This window comes from Acetivibrio clariflavus DSM 19732 (assembly GCF_000237085.1).
In the GTDB taxonomy this organism is placed as follows: Bacteria; Bacillota; Clostridia; order Acetivibrionales; family Acetivibrionaceae; genus Acetivibrio; species Acetivibrio clariflavus.
The window spans coordinates 312,821-337,698 of record NC_016627.1 but is presented as its reverse complement, the minus strand read 5'-3'; the positions used below and the strand labels follow the sequence as shown (position 1 = coordinate 337,698).

General features: G+C 36.2%; 16 protein-coding genes. 1 reads left to right on the top strand and 15 read right to left on the bottom strand.

Annotated elements, in window-relative coordinates; all coding sequences use genetic code 11:
- Positions 1-11: 11 nt before the first annotated feature.
- Positions 12-1,046 (bottom strand): rod shape-determining protein, encoded by a 1,035-nt coding sequence (mreB, locus tag CLOCL_RS01530; protein WP_014253687.1) that lies wholly within the window; start codon positions 1,044-1,046, stop codon positions 12-14.
- A 428-nt stretch (positions 1,047-1,474) separates the two neighbouring features.
- Positions 1,475-1,726 (bottom strand): sporulation transcriptional regulator SpoIIID, encoded by a 252-nt coding sequence (gene spoIIID / locus CLOCL_RS01525; protein WP_014253686.1) that lies wholly within the window; start codon positions 1,724-1,726, stop codon positions 1,475-1,477.
- 244 nt (positions 1,727-1,970) lie between these two features.
- On the opposite strand from spoIIID, the gene CLOCL_RS01520 reads away from it, so the two are divergent.
- Entirely contained in the window at positions 1,971-2,684 is a 714-nt protein-coding gene (locus CLOCL_RS01520) for an NlpC/P60 family protein (RefSeq protein ID WP_014253685.1), read from the top strand.
- A gap of 57 nt (positions 2,685-2,741) precedes the next feature.
- On the opposite strand, the gene CLOCL_RS20805 is transcribed toward CLOCL_RS01520, so the two are convergent.
- The 13 genes from CLOCL_RS20805 to atpA form a co-directional block, all read right to left on the bottom strand.
- On the bottom strand, positions 2,742-3,524 hold the full coding sequence (locus tag CLOCL_RS20805) for a dockerin type I repeat-containing protein (RefSeq protein ID WP_014253684.1): 783 nt from the start codon (positions 3,522-3,524) through the stop codon (positions 2,742-2,744).
- Between the two features lie 663 nt (positions 3,525-4,187).
- Positions 4,188-5,810: an IS1182 family transposase gene (locus CLOCL_RS01510; RefSeq protein WP_014253683.1), complete on the bottom strand. Its 1,623-nt coding sequence runs from the start codon at positions 5,808-5,810 to the stop codon at positions 4,188-4,190.
- Between the two features lie 163 nt (positions 5,811-5,973).
- Positions 5,974-6,867 (bottom strand): M23 family metallopeptidase, encoded by an 894-nt coding sequence (locus CLOCL_RS01505; protein WP_014253682.1) that lies wholly within the window; start codon positions 6,865-6,867, stop codon positions 5,974-5,976.
- Between the two features lie 67 nt (positions 6,868-6,934).
- Positions 6,935-7,969: a stage II sporulation protein D gene (gene spoIID, locus CLOCL_RS01500; RefSeq protein WP_041714846.1), complete on the bottom strand. Its 1,035-nt coding sequence runs from the start codon at positions 7,967-7,969 to the stop codon at positions 6,935-6,937.
- 245 nt (positions 7,970-8,214) lie between these two features.
- Positions 8,215-9,486, bottom strand: coding sequence for a UDP-N-acetylglucosamine 1-carboxyvinyltransferase (gene murA, locus CLOCL_RS01495; RefSeq protein WP_014253680.1), 1,272 nt, complete (start codon positions 9,484-9,486; stop codon positions 8,215-8,217).
- Between the two features lie 70 nt (positions 9,487-9,556).
- Positions 9,557-10,312 (bottom strand): YwmB family TATA-box binding protein, encoded by a 756-nt coding sequence (locus CLOCL_RS01490; protein WP_014253679.1) that lies wholly within the window; start codon positions 10,310-10,312, stop codon positions 9,557-9,559.
- Between the two features lie 215 nt (positions 10,313-10,527).
- Positions 10,528-11,379 carry an S-layer homology domain-containing protein gene (locus tag CLOCL_RS01485; RefSeq protein ID WP_027622419.1) on the bottom strand — a complete coding sequence of 284 codons (852 nt, stop codon included), beginning with the start codon at positions 11,377-11,379 and terminating at the stop codon, positions 10,528-10,530.
- Positions 11,380-11,457: 78 nt separating this feature from the next.
- Positions 11,458-15,291, bottom strand: a complete 3,834-nt coding sequence (locus tag CLOCL_RS01480) for a fibronectin type III domain-containing protein (RefSeq protein WP_014253677.1) — start codon at positions 15,289-15,291, stop codon at positions 11,458-11,460.
- Positions 15,292-15,380: 89 nt separating this feature from the next.
- Entirely contained in the window at positions 15,381-20,252 is a 4,872-nt protein-coding gene (locus CLOCL_RS01475; protein ID WP_014253676.1) for an S-layer homology domain-containing protein, read from the bottom strand.
- 338 nt (positions 20,253-20,590) lie between these two features.
- Positions 20,591-20,998 (bottom strand): ATP synthase F1 subunit epsilon, encoded by a 408-nt coding sequence (gene atpC, locus CLOCL_RS01470; protein ID WP_014253675.1) that lies wholly within the window; start codon positions 20,996-20,998, stop codon positions 20,591-20,593.
- A 10-nt stretch (positions 20,999-21,008) separates the two neighbouring features.
- Complete coding sequence (gene atpD, locus CLOCL_RS01465; RefSeq protein WP_014253674.1) at positions 21,009-22,403, bottom strand: F0F1 ATP synthase subunit beta; 1,395 nt, start codon at positions 22,401-22,403, stop codon at positions 21,009-21,011.
- A 44-nt stretch (positions 22,404-22,447) separates the two neighbouring features.
- Positions 22,448-23,335, bottom strand: a complete 888-nt coding sequence (gene atpG / locus CLOCL_RS01460) for an ATP synthase F1 subunit gamma (protein WP_014253673.1) — start codon at positions 23,333-23,335, stop codon at positions 22,448-22,450.
- Between the two features lie 14 nt (positions 23,336-23,349).
- On the bottom strand, positions 23,350-24,873 hold the full coding sequence (gene atpA, locus CLOCL_RS01455; protein ID WP_014253672.1) for a F0F1 ATP synthase subunit alpha: 1,524 nt from the start codon (positions 24,871-24,873) through the stop codon (positions 23,350-23,352).
- Positions 24,874-24,878: the final 5 nt, after the last annotated feature.

Below are 24,878 nucleotides of genomic sequence, written 5' to 3'. Positions count from 1 at the left end.
TATATAAACTTTTACCTTTGCCGTGACTTGAACTCATAAGCTTCACTTTGCTCCAAGACTTCTATATTCTCCAGTGCTTTACCTGTACCTAAAGCAACACAAGAAACAGCATCATCTGCAACAATTACATTGATACCTGTTTTCTCCTGAATTAGTTTATCCAAACCATAGATTAAGCTTCCACCGCCTGTCATAACAATACCTCTATCACTTATATCAGCTGCAAGTTCAGGAGGAGTTCTTTCGAGAACGGAATGAACAGTCTCAACAATACTTGAAACAGGTTCTTCAAGAGCCTCCATAATTTCGCTGGACGTTACCGTTATCGTCTTTGGCAAACCGGATACAAGATTTCTTCCTCTAATATCCATTGTCACTTCCTGTACCCTCGGATAGACTGTACCAATGTTTATCTTAAGCTCTTCAGCAGTACGTTCACCTATCATTATATTGTGTTTTTTCCTCATATACCTTACAATTGCTTCATCAAACTTGTCTCCAGCTACTTTTATGGAACTGCTGACAACCGTTCCGCCAAGAGAAATAACTGCAATATCGGAAGTTCCACCACCTATGTCTATTACCATGCTTCCACAGGCTTTTGAAATGTCAATTCCTGCACCTATTGCTGCAGCTATAGGTTCTTCTATGAGATAGGTTTTCCTGGCTCCTGCCTGCATAGCTGCATCCTTAACAGCCCTCTTCTCAACTTCTGTAACACCGCTTGGCACACAGACAATAATTCTAGGTCTCACAAGTTTGAGAAAATTGTTTCCGCATACTTTATTTATAAAATATTTTAACATTCTCTCTGTAATGTCATAATCAGAAATAACTCCGTCTCTTAAAGGCCTTATTGCGACAATATTACCCGGTGTTCTTCCAAGCATCCTCCTTGCCTCTTCACCCACTGCAAGGAGTTTGTTAGTATTCTTATCTATGGCTACAACAGATGGTTCTCTTAATACTATACCTTTTCCTTTAATATAAACCAGAACGGAAGCAGTTCCGAGATCAATACCTATATCCTGACCAATACCAAACAAAATGCATCTTCCTTTCAATTATCTATAGTAATACTATTTACATTGCCAATTTTAAGTTTTTAATGCCAAAAAAAATTTGCTTTTCACATTACTTTGATTGCCTTACTTTCTCGGTTCTAAGGTTATTTATTAACATGACAAATAATCATATTGATAAAACCTATTAAATTATGCATGAGCAAGGATACATTTTTTTACAATAGAATAGAAAAGGTACAACATATCATAACTATATTATCATATTATTTTAATATTGCAACTTAATATTTTAACATTTTTGTATTTTTTATATTCAACTTTATTTTAGCCATCCCGGTAAATTTACACACATAATTTGTAATTGCTATAAAATTGATTTATCCATTAAATTTATGAATAAACGGAATATAATTGCACAAAAAATAAAAGTCGGTTACCCGACTTTTATTTTATGCCTGGCCTTTATATTTTGCTTTTGTAGCTAAACCACCTCTAATGTGTCTTTCTGCTTTGTTTGTATCTAATACCGCCTTTGCTGCTTCCGCCAGAGTTGGGTTTATCTGCAGCAGGCGGTCAGTTACATCCTTATGTACAGTACTTTTACTTATCCCGAATTTTTTTGCAGCCGCCCTAACAGTTGATTTGCTTTCAATAATGTAATTGGCAAGCTCAATAGCCCTCTCTTCTATATAACTCTTCAATGACCATGCCCCCTTACTCATACTATTCTGATGCTCAAAAAGCTTTATCTTTCCGGTATATTGGGCTATTTATCCTTTTCCTCAATAATATATATGCTCTGAAAGCAATCCTTATGAGTACAATTATTCATTTCACTTCTCACTTCAGGAAGTAAGTCAAAAGCTTTACACTATGCTATTTATTTGTTGAAAAGTATAGGATATAATGATAACAGTATCTAAAAAAGTCAGGATGTGAGAATGTATGAAAAAATTTCCAAAACGCCATCATATATTAGTTTTTACTGCTCTGGTTGTTTTTATATTTTTCCTGTTTATAAATCCGATAAATAGAAAATCAACAAATTTAATGCTGATAACGTCTCTAATCCTTCTATGGATTTATACTTTATTTTTAAGCCGTAAAAGCAAAACCGTTAAGTTTGTTCTAATCCTGTTCCCGGCTATTCTATTTTTCTTTTTAAGTCTTAATGGCCCTACTATAGACAAAGAGACTATCAGAGCCGAATATGTCAGAGCACTAAAAAAATATGAGGGTACCAGATACCTGTGGGGCGGTGAATCCTCTTTGGGCATTGACTGTTCGGGTCTTGTAAGGCGGGGTCTTATAGATACTTATATTCGTCTCGGTATTGTTAATTTTAGTCCTCAATATATAAGAAAAGGATTAAATCTATGGTTTAACGACTTGTCTGCCGAAGCACTTGGGAACGGTTACAAAAACCAAACTATTCTTATACTGGCAAATCAGACTCTTAACACTTTAGACTATGGAGAGATGAAAGAAGGAGACATTATGGTAACTGCCAATGGGATCCATACTATGGCATACATCGGTAACCATGAATGGATACAGGCTGATCCTAAAGAAGGTAAAGTTATAATATTAAAAGCTCCCAATGAAAATTTTTGGTACAATACACCTTCAAATATTTTACGGTGGACAGACTTGGAATAATATAAAAAGGACAGGTATTCAAGTACCCATCCTTTTTGAATTTCTTAAACTTACAAATTAATTCAGCTTCGAAATTTTTATGACATATGAATCTAACGAAACTTTATCTTTTCTATTTTTTACGCCAAGGACATATTTCGTACCTCCGGTCAAGTTTTCCTGAATATAATAATATCCCTCTTTTGAAGTATATGTACCAAAACTGTTGTAATAATACTTTAGACCTTCTATTTTTTCCGTATATAAATAAGCTATACTTGTTTCGACATTTGTATATATCTCCACCCTGTATCGCCCGTCATTAGGCGGTATAAATAGCATGTAGTCTTCATCCCCTGCATAATCTATCTTTCCGCGCACCTCTTCACCCACTGATACTAAATAGGATGCTTTTGAAATATCATTTGTAAAATCATCATTGCCCGAAGACTTGGTAGGACTTGGCAAAACTGTCGGCTTAGGAGTAGGCACAGCCGGCATCGGTGTGACGATACTTTGTCCTATAGGAAATTCTTTTATTTTTCCAAGCAAATATCCCTTCATAATGGCCAAATCTATGCTGTCAAATTTCCCATCCCCATTAAGGTCAGCTACAAAAATATTTTCGTCGTTAAGTAAACTTCCTTTTATACCCAGTAAATTCATTTTCATATATGCAAAGTCAATGCTGTTGACATCTCCATCATTATTTACATCACCCAGTATCATGCTACCTATTTCACCACTTTTGGCTGAAGCCTCAACTCGTCCAAAGTTAATAGGCGTCAGAACGGCAGAAACTAAAACCATGCCGATAAACAAAAAACGCCCTATAAGCGCATTACATTTTTTCATTTGCATTTTTTCTACCTCCTTTGATTTTTTTAATAAAACTTAAGCTGTCTCATAACCCACCGATGTGCAAGAGCCAATCAAAAAAGGTACCTTTCGCTTATATTGACGAAAAAAATAATTCTTTGCATTTTAAAATCAATCATCACATCATCGTCATCTATAGCGTGAACTATATTTATATACAATGTTTTTGGCTTGGCACTGCGAATATTATGTAAACTATACCCAAAACAGCTCTTTCAATATAATTTTATAAAAACACGCGGGAATTGTCAATAAAAGCCAACTATTGTATAATTAACCCTGTTTTTGGAGAATTTACACATAAAATGTTTTGTCGTAACAAATTAAAAAAATAAAGAACATAACCATAATGTAATCCAAAAATTCGTTGTGTATATTATAAGTTTATCGATTAAAAAACATTTTTAAGGATTACTTCCTACATTCTTCTGATACTAATACTATTTATATCGAATTAATCAAACCATAATTAAAAAAGGGGCTGTTGCATTACAGATTAGTAATCGTAATGCAATAGCCCCTTTTTATTTAAAATTAATATATTTTATCCTTAAAACGTTGTCTTTTATTTGTTGATCCTGAAAAAAGGGTATACTAAATAAACGACACACACTTCGCTAATTATACAATAAATATTTTTTATGTTTATGCTGTCTTTATTGGATGTAAATACGTGGCACATCGTTGTGATTGAATTTTGTTATGCAGTTTGTTTACATTATGTGCTAAAGCAAGAAGAATGCATTCTGCTAAGATGTTCTTTTTGCCTCTACACAAGAAACGTCTGAATCCCATATCTTGTTTTATTTCTCCAATAACCCCTTCGACCTGAATACTCCGATTTATTCTGAGTTCGATTCCTTCTTCACTGAGGATTCTTTCTAAGGCTTCCTCACGTTTTTGCTGGAATAATTTAGATACCTCAAGACGTTTAGTCCGTTCTTCCAGCGGTTTTTTGCTGTTTCTCTTAATGCATTTTGATTTGAAAGTACATTCACTACAATCTTCACATGTGTAGCAGGTTTTCTTACTTATATATCCTGTTTTGCTTTTACTGAACTTTATTCCTGTTACTACAAGCCTTTTTCCGTTACTACATATGTAAATATCCTTTTCTTTGTCATATATCATATTTTCCTTTATGCTAATATCTGCTTTATACTTACGTGTCCTACTAATTTCATAATTGGATGGTTTAATAAAGGCACGTTGGTTGTTTTCATCAAGATAAACGTAATTTTCCTCACTTTCATACCCTGAATCAGCAACTATATTTTTGTAAGTATACCTCAAATGACTTTTGATACTGTTTAAGAATGGTATTAGAGTGGTTGTATCTGTAGGCTGAGGACCAGCACTTATCCATACTATGTATTCAGCATCTACTCCAAACTGAATATTGTAACCAGGTTTTAATTGCCCATTCTTCATAGCATCTTCTTTCATTCTCATGAAGGTTGCATCAGGGTCTGTTTTTGAAAAACTATTTCTTTCTCCCATGGTATGTAAATGCTTATTATATTTCTTAAGTCTTGATATGTATTCATCCAGCTGTTCCAATGTTTTTTGGAGAGGAGATTTTCTTTTTCCTATTCCATAGACAAATTCGATATCTTCATCCTTTTTTATTTTGCATAGTTTACGCCTAAGCTTTTTTAGATGATACATTTTGATTTTATCTCCATATACAATTTTAAATCCGTAATCTTCTTCTGCTTTCTTAAAAAATGCAGGAATCTTATCCATAAGTTTTCGCTGATTTTTAGTAACAGAACCTTTCCAGACAAAAGTATATTTGTTTGAAGAAGCTTCAATTTTTGTCCCATCAACAAAAAGATTCTTCATTGAAAGTTCTCCACATTCAGCAAGTATTTCAGTAAATTGTGCCATAAGATTTTCTGAAACAGGTGCAAAATGAAGGCTCCGAAATCTCGCTATTGTTGTATAATCTGGAGCAGGAGACCCTTCAAGAAGGTACATAAAGTTGATATCTCTCTTACAAGCACTTTCAATTTTTCGAGTAGTATAACAATTATTCATATATCCGTAGAGCATGACCTTCAGCATCTGTGTTGGGGTTGCTTGTTTTTTCCTTATACGGGAATAGGTCTTATATAATTCTGTTAAATCCATCTCCTCCACTATCTGACCCAGCAACCTGACAGAATCATCATTAGGTATCATGTACTCAATATTTAACGGTAATTTTAATTGATAGAAATCACCGCGAATGGTATAATCTTTATGTGTTAAATTATTTAGTGGCATAAATACATTTTACACCAAATTCCGGACTTTTCGAAGTCCGGAATTTGCTTTTTAGACACAAAAGGACTGTTACACTAATTTTCTTAGTGCAACAGCCCCTTTCCCTAACTTCGCACTTCCGAAGTTTAATTTCTGCTCTGCCTCCTTTGGCAGATAATCATTACTATTCTGCCTTCTTTGGCAAATAATCAGACGGATCAACATTTTTATTGTTTTTAAGTACTTCGAAATGGAGATGTGGTGGTTCTGCAGACTCAAAACTTGCAGTATTTCCAACAGCCCCTATAACTTCACCTTGTTTTACCTTTTGATTAGGTGTTACCATATCACCCTTTGCTAAATTTGCATAAACCGTTTTTATACCGTTTAAGTGGTCAACAATTATCGTTACTCCGAGTCTTGGATCGTTTTTAATTTCCGTAACAACTCCATCCGCTACTACTTTTACAGGTGTTCCTCTATCTGCTTTTATATCTATACCGGGATGTGCTCTCCACTCATTAAGAGTTTTCGAATATACCAACCTGTCTTGAGCATACTCGAAGGATATTTCTCCAAATACAGGCATTGAAAATTTCTTGTTGTCTGCTGTACTAACTGTCTTTTCTTCTGCCGTGTTAGCTGATGTTTTTTTCGAATTACTGTTGCTATTTGATGGCCCGGCAGTTTTTGCAGGTTCTTTTGATGTATTTGCCTTATTCGGTTCAGGTGTAGCTTTTGAATCTTTCTTGTCCGGTGTCGCGTTAGATGCTGAGTTACTTGTTTGCTTAGATTCTTCAGTTTGAGTCTTGTTAATCACTTCTAAATCTGAAGGTACTAAAGCACTGCTGATACTACTTTCATCACTCAAAATATCATCTGCCAAATCGTCGATTGCTATCCCATCATCGGCGTAATTTTTAGATGATGAGATATTCTTTGAAGTTATTAATGCTGCAGATACTCCCATAATTGCAATACATACTGTCAGTATAATGTAAAAACCCTTTCTATCCAAAAACTCTAAAACCTTTTTTTGTGTCTTTTTTCTTTCCGGAAATAACTTTTTAAAACTCACTTTTTCCACCTCCATATATTATTGTTACCGTATCTGGCAACAATATACATAGAGGTATAAAATTTCTTTATTGTCCTGTTTCATTATCGGTTTTATTCAATAAATCATCTTTATTAAATGGCGCTAATGTCACGCCTTTATAATAATGTTTTAAAATTTCTTCAAAAGTACCTCCATTTTTGGCAAGGTAATTTGCACCATACTGGCTCATACCAACTCCATGCCCATATCCTATTGTAGTAATATTCAGTTCATTATCCTTTCCCTTTTCAATTTTAAAATTTGTCGACCTAAGGGAAAGGAGTTTTCTCAAATCTGTTCCCTTTAATTCAATATTCCCTACTTTAATCTTCTTTACTCTTCCCCCATCCGAAAGCTCCAAAACACTAAAGTTACTTAACAAATCATCTTCATTGAGCAAAATATCAGGATACTCGCTTTTTATACTATCAATTATATCTTCCTCTTTAAAAGCAGTAACAACCTTATATCCGGGGTCTTCTTCATCTCCATCGCTATTTACACTTTTCAGATATGGAACTTCTACTCCTTCCCATACATCTTCGCAATTTTCGGTTCTCCCTCCGCCATTGGCATGAAACAGCGGGTTAATGGGTTTATTATCGTATAATATTATAATATCTTTCGTTTCCTTGACTGCGTTCTCAATCTTTTCCCAATTTCTATCTGCACTCACAGAATTCCATTTTTTTATTCTATCCGACTTATCCATCCATGCCTGACAATGGGTCGAGTCGGTACATACATGTGCACCTTTATGGATGTCTTCCTTGGCAGGATATAAATTCATAATTCTACTCACTCCAAAGGTTCTTGCAGCTACTGCTTGTGCTTTCAATGCTTCAATCTCAAACTCTACCGGCATCTCTGCTGCAACAACTTCCTTTACATAATCCTCTAGCAACATTTCTTCAACTTTATCCTGGTCTTTTATATACACTTTTATCTTTATATCTTCTTTTTCCGCTTTTTCCTTCGGTTTGACCTCTTCAATAACGGTATTCCCTCCACCCACAATTATCATTGGAAGAACTATCATAACTATAATCATAATCAATATGTAATAAATTATTTTTCTCATAGTTATCCCCATTCTCGCTTTTTTCTTAGGAATAGCAATAAATTTAAAATCAAAGTTTTTATTTTTATAGATATGATTGAATACACTTGAATTATTCTTTAACCATAAAGTTTTGTTCCGCAGTCAACTTTGTTTTTCGACTTTTAAATATTTAATAATGACGAATAAAAAAGCAGCTTAAGCCTTTTAAGAGACTTAAACCGCTTTCTTATAACAATTGATTAATGCTTTATTTCGGCAATATATCAATTTAAATCTTCTTCAACCCTTTTGATATCAGCTCCCAGTTGATTAAGTTTTTCATGTATGTTAACGTAACCTCTTTCAATATGTTCAATATCGGTTATTTCCGTAATACCTTCTGCCGTGAGTCCCGCCAATATTAACGCTGCCCCGGCTCTCAAGTCGGTAGCTTTAACCCTCGCACCGGTCAATTTACATCTTCCCTCGATAATTGCACTTCTTCCTTCAATCTTTACATTTGCACCCATACGCTTCAGTTCCGCAAGATGCATAAATCTATTTTCAAATATAGTTTCTATAACCATACTGGTGCCTTCGGCCCTGGTCATAAGTGAAGTCATTTGCGACTGCATATCTGTAGGAAATCCCGGATAGGGATGGGTTTTTATATCTATTGGCTTTATATTTCCGTCAGACTTGACATGTATGCTTGAAAGTTCTTCCGATACTTCGACTCCTGCTTCTCTAAGTTTAGCTGTTATAGGTTTCAGATGATCAGGAACCACGTTTTCAATCCTTACATCCCCAGCTGTTATAGCTGCTGCAACCATAAAGGTGCCGGCTTCAATTCTGTCAGGAATAACCGCATGAGTCGCACCTTTTAGTGAATCAACACCGTTTATTTTTATTGTATCAGTCCCGGCTCCTTTAATATCAGCACCCATAGTAGTCAAATAGGTGGCCAAATCAACTATCTCCGGTTCAATTGCAGCGTTTTCAATTATGGTTTGACCTTCCGCAAGAACTGCTGCCATCATTATATTTTCGGTAGCTCCCACGCTGGGAAAGTCAAGGTAAATTTTATTACCTCTAAGTCGGCCGTTTACTCTTGCTTCTATATAACCATGATCTTGAGTAATCTCTGCTCCCATTGCAGCAAATCCTTTGAGGTGCAGATCAACAGGTCTTGAACCTATAGCACATCCGCCCGGAAGTGAAATTTTAGCAACTCCCATCTTTGCAAGAAGCGGACCCATTACTAAAATAGATGCCCTCATTTTATTTACAAGTTCATAGGGTGCTATAGCATTATTTATTGAATTCGAATCTATTCTCAATTTTGTCTTATTATCCGAAAATTCAACTTTTGCCCCAAATGATTTGAGTAAATCACACATAATTTTTACATCAGATAAATAAGGAATTTCTTCGATAATACTCTCTCTGTCCCCTAACAAAGATGCAGCTAATATTGGCAATACAGAATTCTTTGCACCACTTACTCTTACAGTTCCTTTCAGTGGTTTCGATTCGGAAACAATCAATTTGGGCACGTTAATTCTTCCTTTCATCATATATTTATCTTTTGTATGTGCTTCCTTGCAGTTCAGAATACCGAAAAACCTAGTATTCAATAGCAATTACCGGTGTCGCAAGCCATATGTAAGTCTTATCTTCATAAGCATTATATCTTAATGCTATATTTATATTTATTCTTTTGCCCTTCACCTCAATATTATTGTCTATACAAGGTGAATAGGCTGATATACTAATTAAATTGTTGTCATATAAGCTCTCAATCTTTTTTGCTTTTGCACATTTAAGTATATTTTCGCTAATTCTGTTCATTTCTTCATAGTCTAGCTTACCATCAAAACAACCGATAATACAAGTATTAATCTTTGGCTTCAGTTTTAAACTTTTAAACCTTTCTTTAATTGCATTAACTGTATCATTTATATCCAGCGCACCCATTCTGTTAATTACATTAACTGATATATTGCTTTTTTGTGAATTATCTTTGCACTGCTGAGCGGCTATATCAACTCTTTTTCCATCAGCGCAAATCCCCTTTATCTCTAGCTTATCAAAAGAATGCTCTTTAACATATTGCTTTGTATAAGTATTGTTTTTTACTACACTTAAGTCCATCTCAAGTTGATCAGCCAATTTCAACAGCTTTTCCATATCTTGATTATGTTCATCCATATTAGACCACACATAAACTTCACTATTTACAAATTTAGCACCTGAACTCAAAAAAGCATTTTGGAGGACCGAATTATCTCCCCATCTATAGTATATTCCTCCATACAATATTGTAAATAGCATTATTAAAAACATAAACAAAATGAAATATTTACTTAATTTTACAATCACATGTATCCCCCTTGATAAGAACAAATACGCCAGTTATAAATTTCTCTGTCTACTGAACTCACTTTAAATTATTGCCTTATCGGCTGAGGGATATACATGCAATATTTTAAGGCATAGGACTTTTCTGAATAACCTGAATAAAATGAACATAAAATATAAATTTTTAAAAAAGTATTTTCCTATGCTAAAAAGTTTCTATGAAATTTTATTTTTTATCAATACGTCGAAATAGCTCTGCTAATCATCATTGCACAGTTTGCTCTGCTGATATTGCTCTCCTCATCAAAAAAATTGTAAATACTGTCTTTAGTATTAAGTATTCCGACATCAAACATCTTTTTCACAGCAGCACTGTACCATTTGTCTTGTCTAACTTTAGAATATATACCATTCTTCGTTGTCTTAAAAGAAAACGATCTTGCCAAAATCGAACTGACTTCTGCTACGGTTATAGGTTTATCTGGCCTTACAGTACCGTCCTCATAGCCTGAAATTAACCCGTTATCGGCTGCCAAAAGAATGTAATCCCTTGCCCAATGCCTGTCTATATCAACAAAACCTTTGATGTTCCTGCTTTTACCTTCAATCCCTAATGCCTTAACCATTATTACCACAAACTCTGCCCTACTGATAGGGTTTTCCGGTAAAAAAGCACCATCCGGAAAACCATTTATAATTCCTACATCATGCAAATGCCTTATATATTCTTCAGTTTCCAAACCGTTAATGTCAGTAAAGGGTGTATCATCGTTTTTTCCAACTTCATGCAAATTAACTCTTATAGGATACAAAACACTATTTAAGTCATAATCCAAATATGCTTCAGTAGGATATCCTTCTTTAAGTTCATATCCGATATGCAAAGTTTTGCCATTAGCAAAATAGTGATATACAAGAGCAAATCCTTTTTTTTCTTCTTCATTGCTCCATTTCAATATAACTCTTTCTTTATTGTTCCCTAATCGCTCAATTTCATAATTAAGTCCGTGGGCAGAGGAAAAATTTACATTTAAGAAAATCATGCTACAAATCACTATTATGTAAACTGCTACTTTATTTATATTCATCACTGCATACCCCAAATCCTTCTTTTTTGGATTTATTTTTATTTCCAAATGACTATTTTTTTATATAATTTTCAAACATCAATCAATCTCACCTATAAATACAAGCAATTTTTCTATAAGGTACATTAATTCTCCTCTATTGATAACACTATCCTCTGAGGCAGGTCTTCCATCACGTATAACCGTAAATCCATTGCTGCTTATGAAATTCGATTTCTTTTCGCTGCTGAGTGTCGTACCGGTTTTTAGTTCGAATAGTCTTACTATCATGGAATAAGCTTTTGAAACAGTACAGTTCCTTGAAACCGCATATATCTCGTTATAATTTATCAAACCGGCTTTAAATGCCTCTTCCATATAAGTGTTTCCATATCGATAATCCAGAACATCAAACATCAGTTTGACACTATCACCTAAAGTAGCATTCAGGTCCGGAGCAAACAATCTGCCGGGTACGCTTTTAATCTCGTGAACCGATGCTACATTGTTTATCACAGTCTCATAATAATGATAATATATATCGTCAAAATAATCATTGCCAAATTGTGCCACCACAGTTTCTCCGGGTTTTAACGACTCAAAGGTTAATTTGCCCTGGCCGATATCTCTATTATATACCGCTGAAGTACTTGCCCGTGTCCACGTTGAAGTAGAAGAATCAAGTACAAAACCCGATGTCTTACCATTAATGTACCAATCTTCATCATTGTACGTTACAACAAACTTTAAAGGTTTCAAAACCTGGTTCAGAGGAACTTTATTTGCACCCTCAAAAGCACTGATTTTATAATTACCGGTTTCCAACTTGACAGTCATATTTTTAACATCAATTCCGGTTGTTTTAGATAATGAAATAGCTATTTCATAGTCCACTCCCGAAGCTTTTTTAACCAGCGGGTTGCTATTATCGGTAGTCAAAACTCCCGGCCTTATAATCAGATTCACCTTCTGCGTTTTAATTATCAGATTTTCACCAATCAACGTCAATGCCTTGAAAACCTTATCCGATATTACAATGCTTATAACCTCACAGGCTGAAGGCGGATTTGTAACATCCAATACATAATCCAGTTTATTATCGGTTAAAACATGCTGTACAAAACGATCTGCATTGACACCGACAATTTTTATATTCCAGGTATTGTTAACTATTTTTGTTCCTTTTTCCACAAATTCTCCAGTTATCACATCTTCAATATCCTCATTCGAATCGAAATCGTCATCACTTCTTAACGTTCTCACCGTTATGCTTTGCGTTGGCTGTGAACGCAGGTTTTTAACAGGATCATAGGCATATAACCTTGCATAATACCTGTGATTTGACAACAGTCCGCTAACTGTATATTCCGAATTGTTACCCACTGCATACTCCGTTAAATCCTTGTAATCAATATCCTTTGAAATTTCAAGTATATACTGTAAATTTTCTTCCATCATCCACTCATAAGTTATGCTATTTTTTGTTATGGCATCATCTGAGTTTTTCACCCCAAACCCTTTCGGCGTTTCCGGAGGAATATATTTCAAGGTCCTTACAGAATAGGAGTCACTCCAGTCTGACTTGTTGCTCACTCCGTCAGCGCTAATCGCTTCTGCCTGAATCCAGAAATAATACAACGTATCCTGTTTCAATCCTTCCACTCTATAGTAGGTGTTGTTTTTAAGTTCCTGGGCTGTAATAGTTATTTGGTTTGAAGCAGTGTTGGGATTATCCTCTATTCCATATTTCAGGTAATAATTATACCCAGGTACAAAATCCCATCCCAAATCAATATATGTGTCACTGGCAAAGCTGTAATTAAAATACGGAACAACGGGTTTTTCCGCTGGAGTTTCAATAATCGGCAGAGTGGTAAACACAATGGGATCCGATGGACCGGAAACAAGATTTAAACTCCGCCTTGCAGCCCTTACCCATACCACGTAGGTAGTATTTGGTTCAAGATCTGTCAATGTTATATCGACATTGTGATAATTTCCGTCAGGGTTGAGATTTGGATTTTCATTGGGATCATTGGGTGTAACAGGAAAATTGGTTACCTTGTTCGGCACCAGTTTTTTCAATTCCTCATAATCCATTCCCTCGACATACTCAATACAACCAACCTCCAAAGTAACCCCGGAATCATAGGCTACTTTTCTATAGTAAACATCATCCACTACAGTAGTTTTAGGATCAAAAGGAGGCACATCATTCTCATTTAACTTTTCACTCCTGATGTATTCCCATTTGTTAGTTTCAAAGTTAAACTTCTCATACCAGAGGTTTTTAACCTGTATTGTAACGGAATTTTCCGTAATTGAATACTTGCCCTGACTATACTCTTTTATTTTAACGGGAGGCCTTGCAGGTACTACCGGTTGATTTATATCACCGTCTATGGGAGTAATTATTATCTTAAACGCAGGATCGGAATAGTATGTGACACTTTGCAAAACGCCGTCCACAGTATCAAGGAATTTTTTCTTTGCAACCATTTTCATGTAGTAGGTGGAATTCGGATTAAGTCCGTCTATTTTATATTTATATCCTATTAGAGTATCTCCATCATTTACATAATTGTTATTGCCCACCTTTAAATCTGTTGCAATTTTCTGATTGTCGGAAGGATTATCCAATGTGCCCGGGTCTGTTACCAACCATATATCATAGGTAACATCGCTGTCAATTTCACCATTGCCTTTTAAAGGAAGTCTCCACAGTATTGTGGCACTCCTTGGAGTCAACTCATCATCATAACTTATTATTCTGTCCCCTCCAACCCTTTCAAAAAAGTCTACTATTTCCGGCGTGGTAGGCCGCGAGGGTGTCTCATGCTCCATTAAAATAATTTGATCCGATTCAATTCTTATTCCTTTGTAAACATCCTCACCATTTCTGGTTACAATAGCCCTTATTATAAAATAGTATTGGTCTTTTCCCGGCGGGACGGTAACAAAAAATTCCCTCCCGTCCACAGCTGCCATATACTGTGCTAAAGAACTGGAACCTATTATTCCTCTGTATATATGGTAAGAAATTTTTATATTGCTATCGCTAAGCCCTGTAACAACTGGACTCCATTCCAATTTCCACACTATACCGTCGTTAGTGCTTGATACTTTAGACGTTTTAACCAATATAAAACTGCAAGCTTGTACCGTCTTGGTATACTTTGTTCTCTTTACTTCATCATTGGATATATCCGGTTCAATCCTAACGTAATAAACCCTGCCCGGATCTCTCACTGTATGAATATATTCAAGCTTCCCGGTTTTTTCATTTACAGTAACGGCTTTGCCTTCTCCTATCTGCGCATTTCCGATAAAGATGGGCTGAGTATTTGAAAAGGCTGCATTTTCTGATATATAAAGTTTGTAGCCTATTCTGCCTCCTGTATCCCAGACATCGTCCCATTCTATCTTAATCTGATTGGTTCCATAGGAGTAGGCCGCAATCTCAATATCAGTAAGCACCTTCACTCTATTTGACGGTGAAGACTCAGGGCTTGTATATGCTACCTCTCCACTAGGGTCGAAGTATACTTGATAGGCAGTCATATCCATATAGTATATGGTTCCCGACTTTAAATCCTTAACTTTATGAGGATTACTTGTTTCCGGGATGCCGCGTTCCTTTAAAGTACGTGCAGTAGCAGTCCTATATCCTTTTGGCACCTCCTGGAGATATAAATTCAAATAACCTGCAGCACCGGCATCGAATACTGTATTCCACTTCAAGCCTACATAGTATTTATCATACTCATCATATCCAATATCAAGTACACCCCCCGTTAACTCATCAACTTTCAGCGTTGGCGACGGAGGCGCCTGAAACGGACCGGTGTAGGCCAATACCTTTATATTCTGAATATTCTGTACAATTAACGATAACAGCAAGGTTAAAGCCACTGTTCTGTAAAACCTTTTCATATCCATTTCTCCTAACGGTTATTTTTATATAGCTGTATATTTAAAATCCAACTTTATATTAATAGATCTAAAATTTCTTTTAATATTAATCAGATATCCCCAGTAAGCTTAAATAGTTTTACCAGGCAGCTTGCCAGCTCTCCTCTGGTTATAGTTCCATCGGGATTAAATCTACCCTCTCCACTAACTTGCAGTATACCTAAATCTAAACATATCAGTACATCTTTATAGTACATATCATCTACTTTTGACATATCTTTAGGAATTTTGCTGCTGTTTGGAATTAAATTAACTGAATTAACTCCGGTTTTGGCCGAATATATCTTCATTATTACTTTAGCAGTCTCCTGACGGCTTATATCCCTTACAACTCCTCCATACCCTACCAGGCTCTCCAATCCGTATTTTTGAGCCTTCTGATTAATTGTAAGGCCGTTATTATCGTGGTTTAAGCCAGTTACTATCTCATATAAAAGTATTATTTCTTTTACTTTGATGCTGTCTTCAGGGAAGAACAAGCTTAAGTCTCCAAAGACACCACTTAAGTCAAACTTGGAAAGGAGCATTTTTATGTCCGATGTAAATTCGTAGTTATCAGATAAATCGGATGCAAACCCTTTTTGAGCAAATATTGCATATTCACCTGTCATTATTACATTAAATGCTATTTTATTGACGGATACAACGGTACTGCGGCTTAATGACTGCCATTTGCTGCTACCCTTATACAGGACATATGGGAGTTTCAACCCTGCCTGTTCATTATATATAAGATTTACAAGCATAGGATTGTCAAAGCTCTTAATATCTAAGCTTTCAACAGCTATAGAGGAAGTTCTGTTACCGCCCTCCAATTTATAATAAATAAACTGGGAAACTTCCATCTCGATTTGAGAAACAGAGTCATTTATTAATTTTTCTATTGCTTTGGAATCGCCTTTTACTTTGCTGTCAAGAAGTTCCTTAAGTTTCTGCTGCACAAGTCCCGAATCTTTATTGTAAACCAAATCATTTATTTGGTTTTTCAGTTGTGTATACGTCAAAGAAGTTCCCAATGCTTCAATATCCAGCTTGTTAATATAGGAAACAAGTGTCATTCCATTAGGAATACTGACTTTAGACTTTTCATTGCGTTTTATATTTAATGTCAGATATATTCCCTTTACGTTTTTATGTTTTTCCAGTTCTTCTATTTCAGTCCTTGTCTCCAAATTAAAGGTGTCAGGTCTGATACTGTATTCCGCATCATCGGTTCTGATTAACAGACTCTTGTTTGTCAAGTCCAAAGTTTTAATTACCTCAATAGGTATATATAATCTGTCAATATCAGCAGACTTGGCATAATAAGAAATATCCAAAATAAAGTTATAGGAATCGTTGTTTTCAATTGCATTTATCACTCTGTCTCCTTTTAACAGCAGCTTGTTCTCATCGGGTTCTTTTAAGTCTATTCTCCAGAATAATGCTTTCTCAAGTTCTTTAATTTTATCCATAAAGGATATTTCTATTTTTGTGTTGTTATCCTCATCATCATAGTCATCCTGATTAAAATCAGTCCTAACGGATATGGGGCCTATAAACTTGGAGTAGGAGATAATTGTTGAATCCACAGGGTCTATCTTTTTAGCCCTAACTTTTACAAAATATTTAGTATTTGATTTTAACGGCTGATTCTCATACGTTCCATTCTCAAGCCTAACCGGAATTGATTTTATCCTTGCATAATATTCATACTCAGTTCCAATGGTATTGCCACTCTTTTGTGCATAGTAAGGCATAATCTTGCCTTGGGCATCGATATACTCTTCAAGATTGGATTCATTCAGCAAAACATAATCATCATCCGAAATTGCCTTTATTGCAACTTCATAGCTATATTGCGAAATACCTCTCCACTTAATCTCAAGCTGATGGCTGGAATCTCTGGTATACAGTTCATCCTTTGTGTACACCAGTTTACTGTCACCATCTTTATACACTCTTATATCATAATAAGTATTGGGTTTTAAATTAATCAACCGTACATAGCTTAATGTGCCAAGCTTCACAATAGTGTATTTACTCTTGCTAAGAAGGCTAAACCTTAAATCTGTTTCGGATTTTATATATACACTGTATTCCTCGGCTTTAGTTTTTAAATCTACATCTTCAAAAAAGAATCCCAATTGCACATCAGTAACTGCCTCCAAATACTGAGGCTGTTCAATAAGGAGGGTTGTAACAGGTATCGATACCCATACACTGTATATTGTATTGTCCGATTTATTTATGGCCCTTATACTGAAATAATACAGCCTATTTGGAGATAACCATTTATCGATAGTATACCTGCATTCCTTTGAAATAGGATCATATTCAAAATTTTCCGTTTCAACGGATGGATCCAGTATGATTTCGCCAAAGTTCTCCAAAAAGCTTTGGTATATAGCATCATTATTTCCTGAATAATTTCCTTCATAAGGATCTATTTTTCCAGCTGAACATATAATGTTGTAAACCACGTCGGTTTCACTTCTTGTCCAGCTAAAAGTTACCTTTGTACTGCTTAGGATTTGATTGCCTTCTTCATCTTCGGCAATTCTAAAATCAACAGGTGCAACAGGACGTTTTGATGTTTCATCGGGTTCTCCGATTGCTCCTTTTATGGTTGTAACAGCAAGCAGTGATGAATAGTTGGATTCTTTGTCTCTTTCCATTCCTTCGGCTTTCAACCTTGCTTTTACAACAAAATAATAAGTAGTATTGGATTTAAGGCTCGGACCAAAAACGGTATAAGCTTTTGTGCCTTTAGAAAATTCCTGTACTTTTAATCTAATATATTTACTTGCCGCATCATCGGCACCGAAGAATTTAATATCTCCATTTAAGTTTTCAGTAGTTCCAATCAACGTAAATGAATTCAAATCGGTCCTGGTACTCATATATATATCATAGTAAACAGCTTTTGAAACCGTTGTGTTCAAAAGATAATTGTTCCAGTTTATATCTACCTTATCAAACTGAATTTCAACGTAATTTGAAATAATATTTTCCTTTTCATCAATTACATAGGCATCATTAACATTAAGCTGCAGATTCCTTGGAACAGGAACATCAATTTCATTGGCTGCTCTTGTAGTAAAACTGACAATTAAGGACTTGTTGGACATATCCTCAGCTTTATTGGAATTACGGTTATTATAGGTTGTGGTATACATTTGCATGTAATAAACCGTATTAGGAAGCAAAAAGTCCGGATATTCCTTATCTTCCTCTTCCCTTATGATATCTTCCTCCACTATTACAGGATTGCCGTTACTGTCTAAACCATTGAAATAATAAGCTTTAAACAGTTTGAATCCATCAATGGTATATTCCAATCGATTTCCATTTTCCTTTACTGCCTGTGACGAGAAAGACAAAACTTTCCTGTATTTTAACGGGAAATTCCCATACGCCTTACCATCAGCCTTTAACTCCGGATAGGGCTGTGACAGGTCTTCATTTTCTGTTACATTCAATAATATATGATAAACAATATCATCATTGGGATTGCTTAAAGCCTTAGCTTTTATCTCGTTCCAATTAGCCGGTTTTTCCCAAGATATGGTGATATTTGATGAGTGCTGAATAACAGTTTTGTCTCCCTCATTAATCTCTCTTTTTACAGGTACCCTGTCAATTATCGTTATACCTGTAGGTATCGGAGGCTTACTTGTGTCTTCTGAAAGAGTGTATTCCAAAGGCAGTGATTCTAACCTGTCTTTGGTACTATCGGTTTTCACAACTATCTTGTAATAATACTTGTTGTTAACTCCCACACCGGATATAAGTGTTAAGGCACTATCGGAACCCGAAGCAAAAAAGCTGTCATCTATTGTCTTTTTTATAACCCAGTCACCCGGCTTGATTTGGTCAATAGACTGCACTTGATAATATAACCTTGGCAAATCGAGGCTTCCCTGATTAATTCGGTATATTTTTACATATATATTGTTAAACATATCTTTAGACAATTGAAACCTTATTGGAGTATATGTATACGGAAATTCACCCATGAGCGTACTTCCGTTTAAATCGTCCGGTGCTCCGACTGTTGTCACAAATTTATCATTTCCTTGATCATCCTGAAATGAAAGTTTAATATTCATATAATACACTGTTCCCGGAAGTATATCTCCATGGGGCAGTTCATTATCTCCATTTGCAGTAGGCAATGGGGAATCAGCATCTTTTTTCCCAACCAAATCCAAACTCATGTAGTTGTCTGTTTCAGGTCCCTCCACTTTAGCTTCAAGACTTGGGTTTCCTGAAACATATGCTTTATATCCTGAACTGCCTCCATCAATAACATTGACGGCAGACTGGGCAGCTCCGCTGTTTAGCGTGGAAGCATTGCTGGATATATTTATTTTAAAATTCAGTTTTGATAGTTTAAGATCAGTTCCATAAATACTACTATAACTATTGTTTATATAATCAAGAGCTTCATTTGCAGATACTACTTTTCCGCCACTTGTATCTACCCAAATTTTAGGCATTACCCATTTCAACTTAAGTATCGGCCTATTTCCTATTTCATAGCCTCCACCCTCTATAGCCTCTCTGGTTTGTTCTCCCTGGGTAGCATAAAAAGTGACTCTCGGAAGATAGTACAAAAGTCCGCTTCCTATTAAATTCACACCACTGTATACGTCTACTTTAAAATCATATATGTAGTTATCCTGAAGATTGGAAATTGTATATGTGTTACCGCTGTCACTTATATTTTGCAGCGTTCCGTCAGGATCATGATAGCTAATTGAAAAAGAAGTAGCCCCGGATACATCCCAACGAAGCGTAAGTTTTCCATCGGTATAACTTTCCACATAAATATCAACCGGCATGGGTGCTGCCCATATGTCATTTTGGAATATAGGTATGTTCCCTAGTAATAATGCCGCAATAACGAGAATGGTGATAGTATGCTTCAATATTTTCATAGTTAAACCCCCAAATTTGTTTAAACCACTGCTATATAAAAAACTTTATTATCCTATAAATTTATCGGCAAAATACTGCAAAATATAAAGGGCACACTATCTTTTTAACATAATTGATAAATTTCTTAATCTGAATCTTCATAAAGTGCGTCAAGAGCTTATTTCAGAGTATATAAAACAAATCAATAACTATCCAAATGTTGTAATTGTTGCACACAATAGCTTTTTATACGGCAAAATCTCTATATCAGTTTGACCATAAAAAAATTAAATTTGCCAATCCGGCAAATTTAATCCCTTTTCAATACTATTTTAAAAAATTCCAATATATTAACCCATTACTTGACCTTCTTCCCTGCTGCCAGTCTGGCCATCGCCCTGGCCAGTGCTGCCTGGGATCGTATATATTCCGTCTGATTTTCCCGTCTTAAAATTCTCTCCATTGCTCTTTCCTTAGCGGCTTTAGCTCTGTTTATATCAATCTCATCAGGCCATTCTGCAGTATCAGCCAAAATAATTGTTCTGTTTTGCTTTACTTCCATAAAACCTTGACCAAGAACTGCTTCAAGCCAATTTCCGTCTTTTTTGATTTTGACAATTCCCACCTCAACTAACGCTACCATGGGCATATGATCCTTCAATATACCGATTTGTCCGGAAGGGGTATTGATTATAATAGACTCCACATCCCCCCAAAAAAACTTTCTATCGGGTGTCAATATCTCAACATAAAATGTGTTGGACATACCGAACCTCCTATCTCATGCTTTCCGCTCTTTCATACACCTCATCGATAGTACCTGCCATATAGAATGCTGCTTCGGGAATATCATCCATTTTTCCATCAATAATTTCCTTAAATCCTCGGATTGTATCCTTTATGCGGACATATCTTCCTTTGTATCCGGTAAAAGTTTCGGCTACGAAGAAAGGCTGCGAAAGAAATCTTTGAATTTTTCTTGCTCTAAACACTGTAAGTTTGTCTTCATCACTAAGCTCATCAAGACCTAAAATTGCTATAATATCCTGTAGCTCCTTATACCTTTGCAATATCTCCTGAACCCTTCTGGCAACCCTGTAATGTTCTTCTCCAACGATTCTCGGATCCAGAACCCTCGATGTAGATTCCAACGGGTCAACAGCAGGGTATATACCCTGTTCAACTATGTGCCTGGACAAAACCGTTGTCGCATCAAGATGAGCAAATGTAGTAGCCGGAGCAGGGTCTGTAAGATCGTCAGCCGGTACATACACTGCCTGGACCGATGTAATGGAACCCTTCCTTGTAGAGGTTATTCTCTCCTGAAGTGCTCCAACATCTGTTGCAAGAGTAGGTTGGTAACCTACTGCCGATGGAATTCTTCCAAGTAACGCAGACACTTCTGAACCCGCCTGAATGAATCTGAAAATATTGTCTATGAACAAAAGCACATCCTGTCCCATTTCATCCCTGAAATACTCTGCCATAGTAAGGCCCGACAGAGCAACACGCATTCTCGATCCTGGAGGTTCATTCATTTGTCCAAATACAAGAGCAGTTTTTTCAATAACTCCCGACTCTTTCATATCATGCCATAAATCATTACCTTCTCTGGTACGTTCACCAACACCTGTAAATACCGAATATCCTCCATGTTCAGTGGCAATATTTCTAATCAGTTCCATAATAAGGACCGTCTTACCAACACCTGCTCCCCCAAAAAGACCTATTTTGCCGCCTTTTGCATAGGGTGCAAGAAGGTCAACTACTTTTATTCCCGTTTCAAGAATTTCGGTGGAAGGTTTAAGCTCTTCAAGTTTAGGTGCTGGCCGGTGAATGGGAAGATAACCTTCTGCTTTTACTTCTCCTAAATTATCGATAGGTTCCCCCAATATATTAAAGAGTCTTCCCAAGACTCCTTTTCCAACAGGAACTTTGATAGGTGAACCGGTATCTACAGCATTTAAGCCTCTCATCAGCCCATCGGAAGCTGACATGGAAATACATCTTACCGTATCATTTCCTACATACTGCATAACTTCTGCCACAATTTTTTTATCCTCAAGCTCTATTTCCAAAGCATTATATATTTTAGGCAACTCCCCTCTGTTGAATCTGACATCAATAACGGGACCAATTACCTGTATAACTTTTCCTATATTTTTTGCCATATTCCCACTCCGTTCCAAATATTCCCAACACCTCAAATTCGGATTTATTTCATAGCTTCTGCACCAGCCACTATTTCAGATATTTCCTGTGTAATTTTAGCCTGCCTTGCCCTATTATAGCTCAGGCTAAGTTGCGCCAGCATATCATCAGCATTGGCAGTTGCATTATCCATAGCTGTCATTCTTGCACTCTGCTCACTGGTAAAAGCCTCAACAAAAGCACCGTAAATAACTCCTTTTACATACTTGGCCACCAGAATGTCAAGTACATCCTGAGGTGATGGATCATAAACTATTAAGTCATCAACTTTATCCTCAATGTCTTCAGTTATTTTCATATGCTCTTTAAGAGCATGAAGTTCCAGCGGAAGCAATTTAATAACCTGAGGTTCTATTGACATGGTTGACTGCATGTAAGTAAAAGCCAGGTACATCTCATCAAATACTCCCTGGACAAAAAGATCCAAAATTAGTTCCGATATATCTCTAGCTCTGTAAATGGTTGGATTTTGTACAGGATACTCAAATTCCATATATACATTGTAATTGTTTTTTAAAAAATAATTCTTTCCCACATTGCCTGCAACAAACAAAAGAGCATCCTTATCTCCCTTAATGTGTTCTTCAACCGCCTTGATCATATTATGGTTATAACCGCCGGCAAGGCCCTTATCTCCGGTCAAAATCAAATAAGCCTTTTTTTTGCCTTCTTTTTCATTTCTCAAATCAAAATATTTGTTTTCAACCCCTGCACTATGCATAAGAATGTCTACCATAGTAGACCTAACCTTCTCAAAATAAGGCAGGGCATGTTCCAACTGTCTCCTTGCCTTTTTTAACTTTGCAGCAGATATTAATTTCATAGCTTTTGTAATTTGCTTCGTTTCCTTTATACTTTTAATTCTCAGCTTAATTTCATTAACCTGCGCCAAATTTCATCACCAGCTTAATCCGAATTTTCCGAAACATACTGTTTCTTAAAATTTTCTATTGCAACTTTCAAAAGTCCTTCCAATTCTTCGTCCATATCCCCTGTTTTACGAATTGTCTCAGGAATATTGGGATGATTTTCTTTTATATATTTTAAAAGTTCTCTATTGAATTCTCTTACCTTTTTTAGCGGCAAATCCATAAGATAACGATTGGTAGCACAAAACAGCACTATAACCTGGTCTTCCACCGGAAGAGTTTTATGTAGTGACTGTTTCAAGGTTTCAACCAAACGTTCTCCCTGATTCAGCTTATCTCTGGTTGCCCTGTCAAGATCCGAGCCAAATTGGGCAAACACAGCCAACTCTCTATATTGGGCAAGATTTATCCTTATCGGTCCGGCTACTTTTTTCATAGCCTTTATCTGAGCTGCTCCCCCTACCCTTGATACCGACAAACCAACATTAACAGCCGGTCTTTGACCGGCAAAAAACAAACTGGATTCCAAATAAATCTGACCATCGGTAATTGAAATAACATTTGTAGGAATATAAGCCGAGACATCTCCTACCTGAGTCTCAATTATGGGCAGGGCTGTAATAGAACCTCCTCCCAGTTCGTCACTTAATCTGGCAGCCCGTTCCAAAAGTCTTGAATGCAAATAAAATACATCCCCCGGGAAAGCTTCACGTCCGGGAGGTCTTCTCAATAAAAGTGACATGGCTCTATAGGCTACAGCATGCTTTGACAAGTCGTCATATACTATTAAAACATCTTTATGATAGTTATACATAAACTCTTCTGCAATGGCACAGCCAGCATAGGGAGCTACATATTGAACTGTGGACATGTCACTTGCTGTAGATGAAACCACTACTGTATATTCCATAGCACCAAACTCTTCAAGTGTATTTATTATACTTGCAACACTTGATGCCTTCTGTCCTATGGCAACATATACACACAATACATCCTTTCCTTTTTGGTTAATGATTGCATCTATGGCTATAGAAGTTTTTCCTGTCTGCCGGTCTCCAATAATCAGCTCTCTTTGCCCTCTTCCGATAGGCACCATGGCATCAATGGCCATAATCCCGGTTTGAAGCGGAACTCCAACAGATTTTCTCTCAATAACTCCGGGTGCCGGTCGTTCTATAGGTCTGAACTTGCCAGTTTCAATAGGACCTTTTCCATCAAGAGGATTGCCAAGAGGATCCACAACTCTTCCTAATAACTCCATACCCACCGGCACTTCTACAGGTCTGCCGGTTCTTTTTACATAGGTTCCTTCTTTGACATCCAGTCCTTCTCCAAAAAGAACACTTCCTATATTATCCTCTTCAAGGTTCAAAGCCATTCCATAAACTCCGCCCTCAAACTCCAAGAGTTCTCCATACATACACTTTTCAAGGCCGTAAATCCTTGCAACTCCGTCTCCTGCCTGAATCACATATCCCACATCATCAATTTTTTCCTTATTATCATAATTTTCTATCTGCTTTTTTATTATCGAACTAATCTCTTCAGGTTTTAGAACCATATATA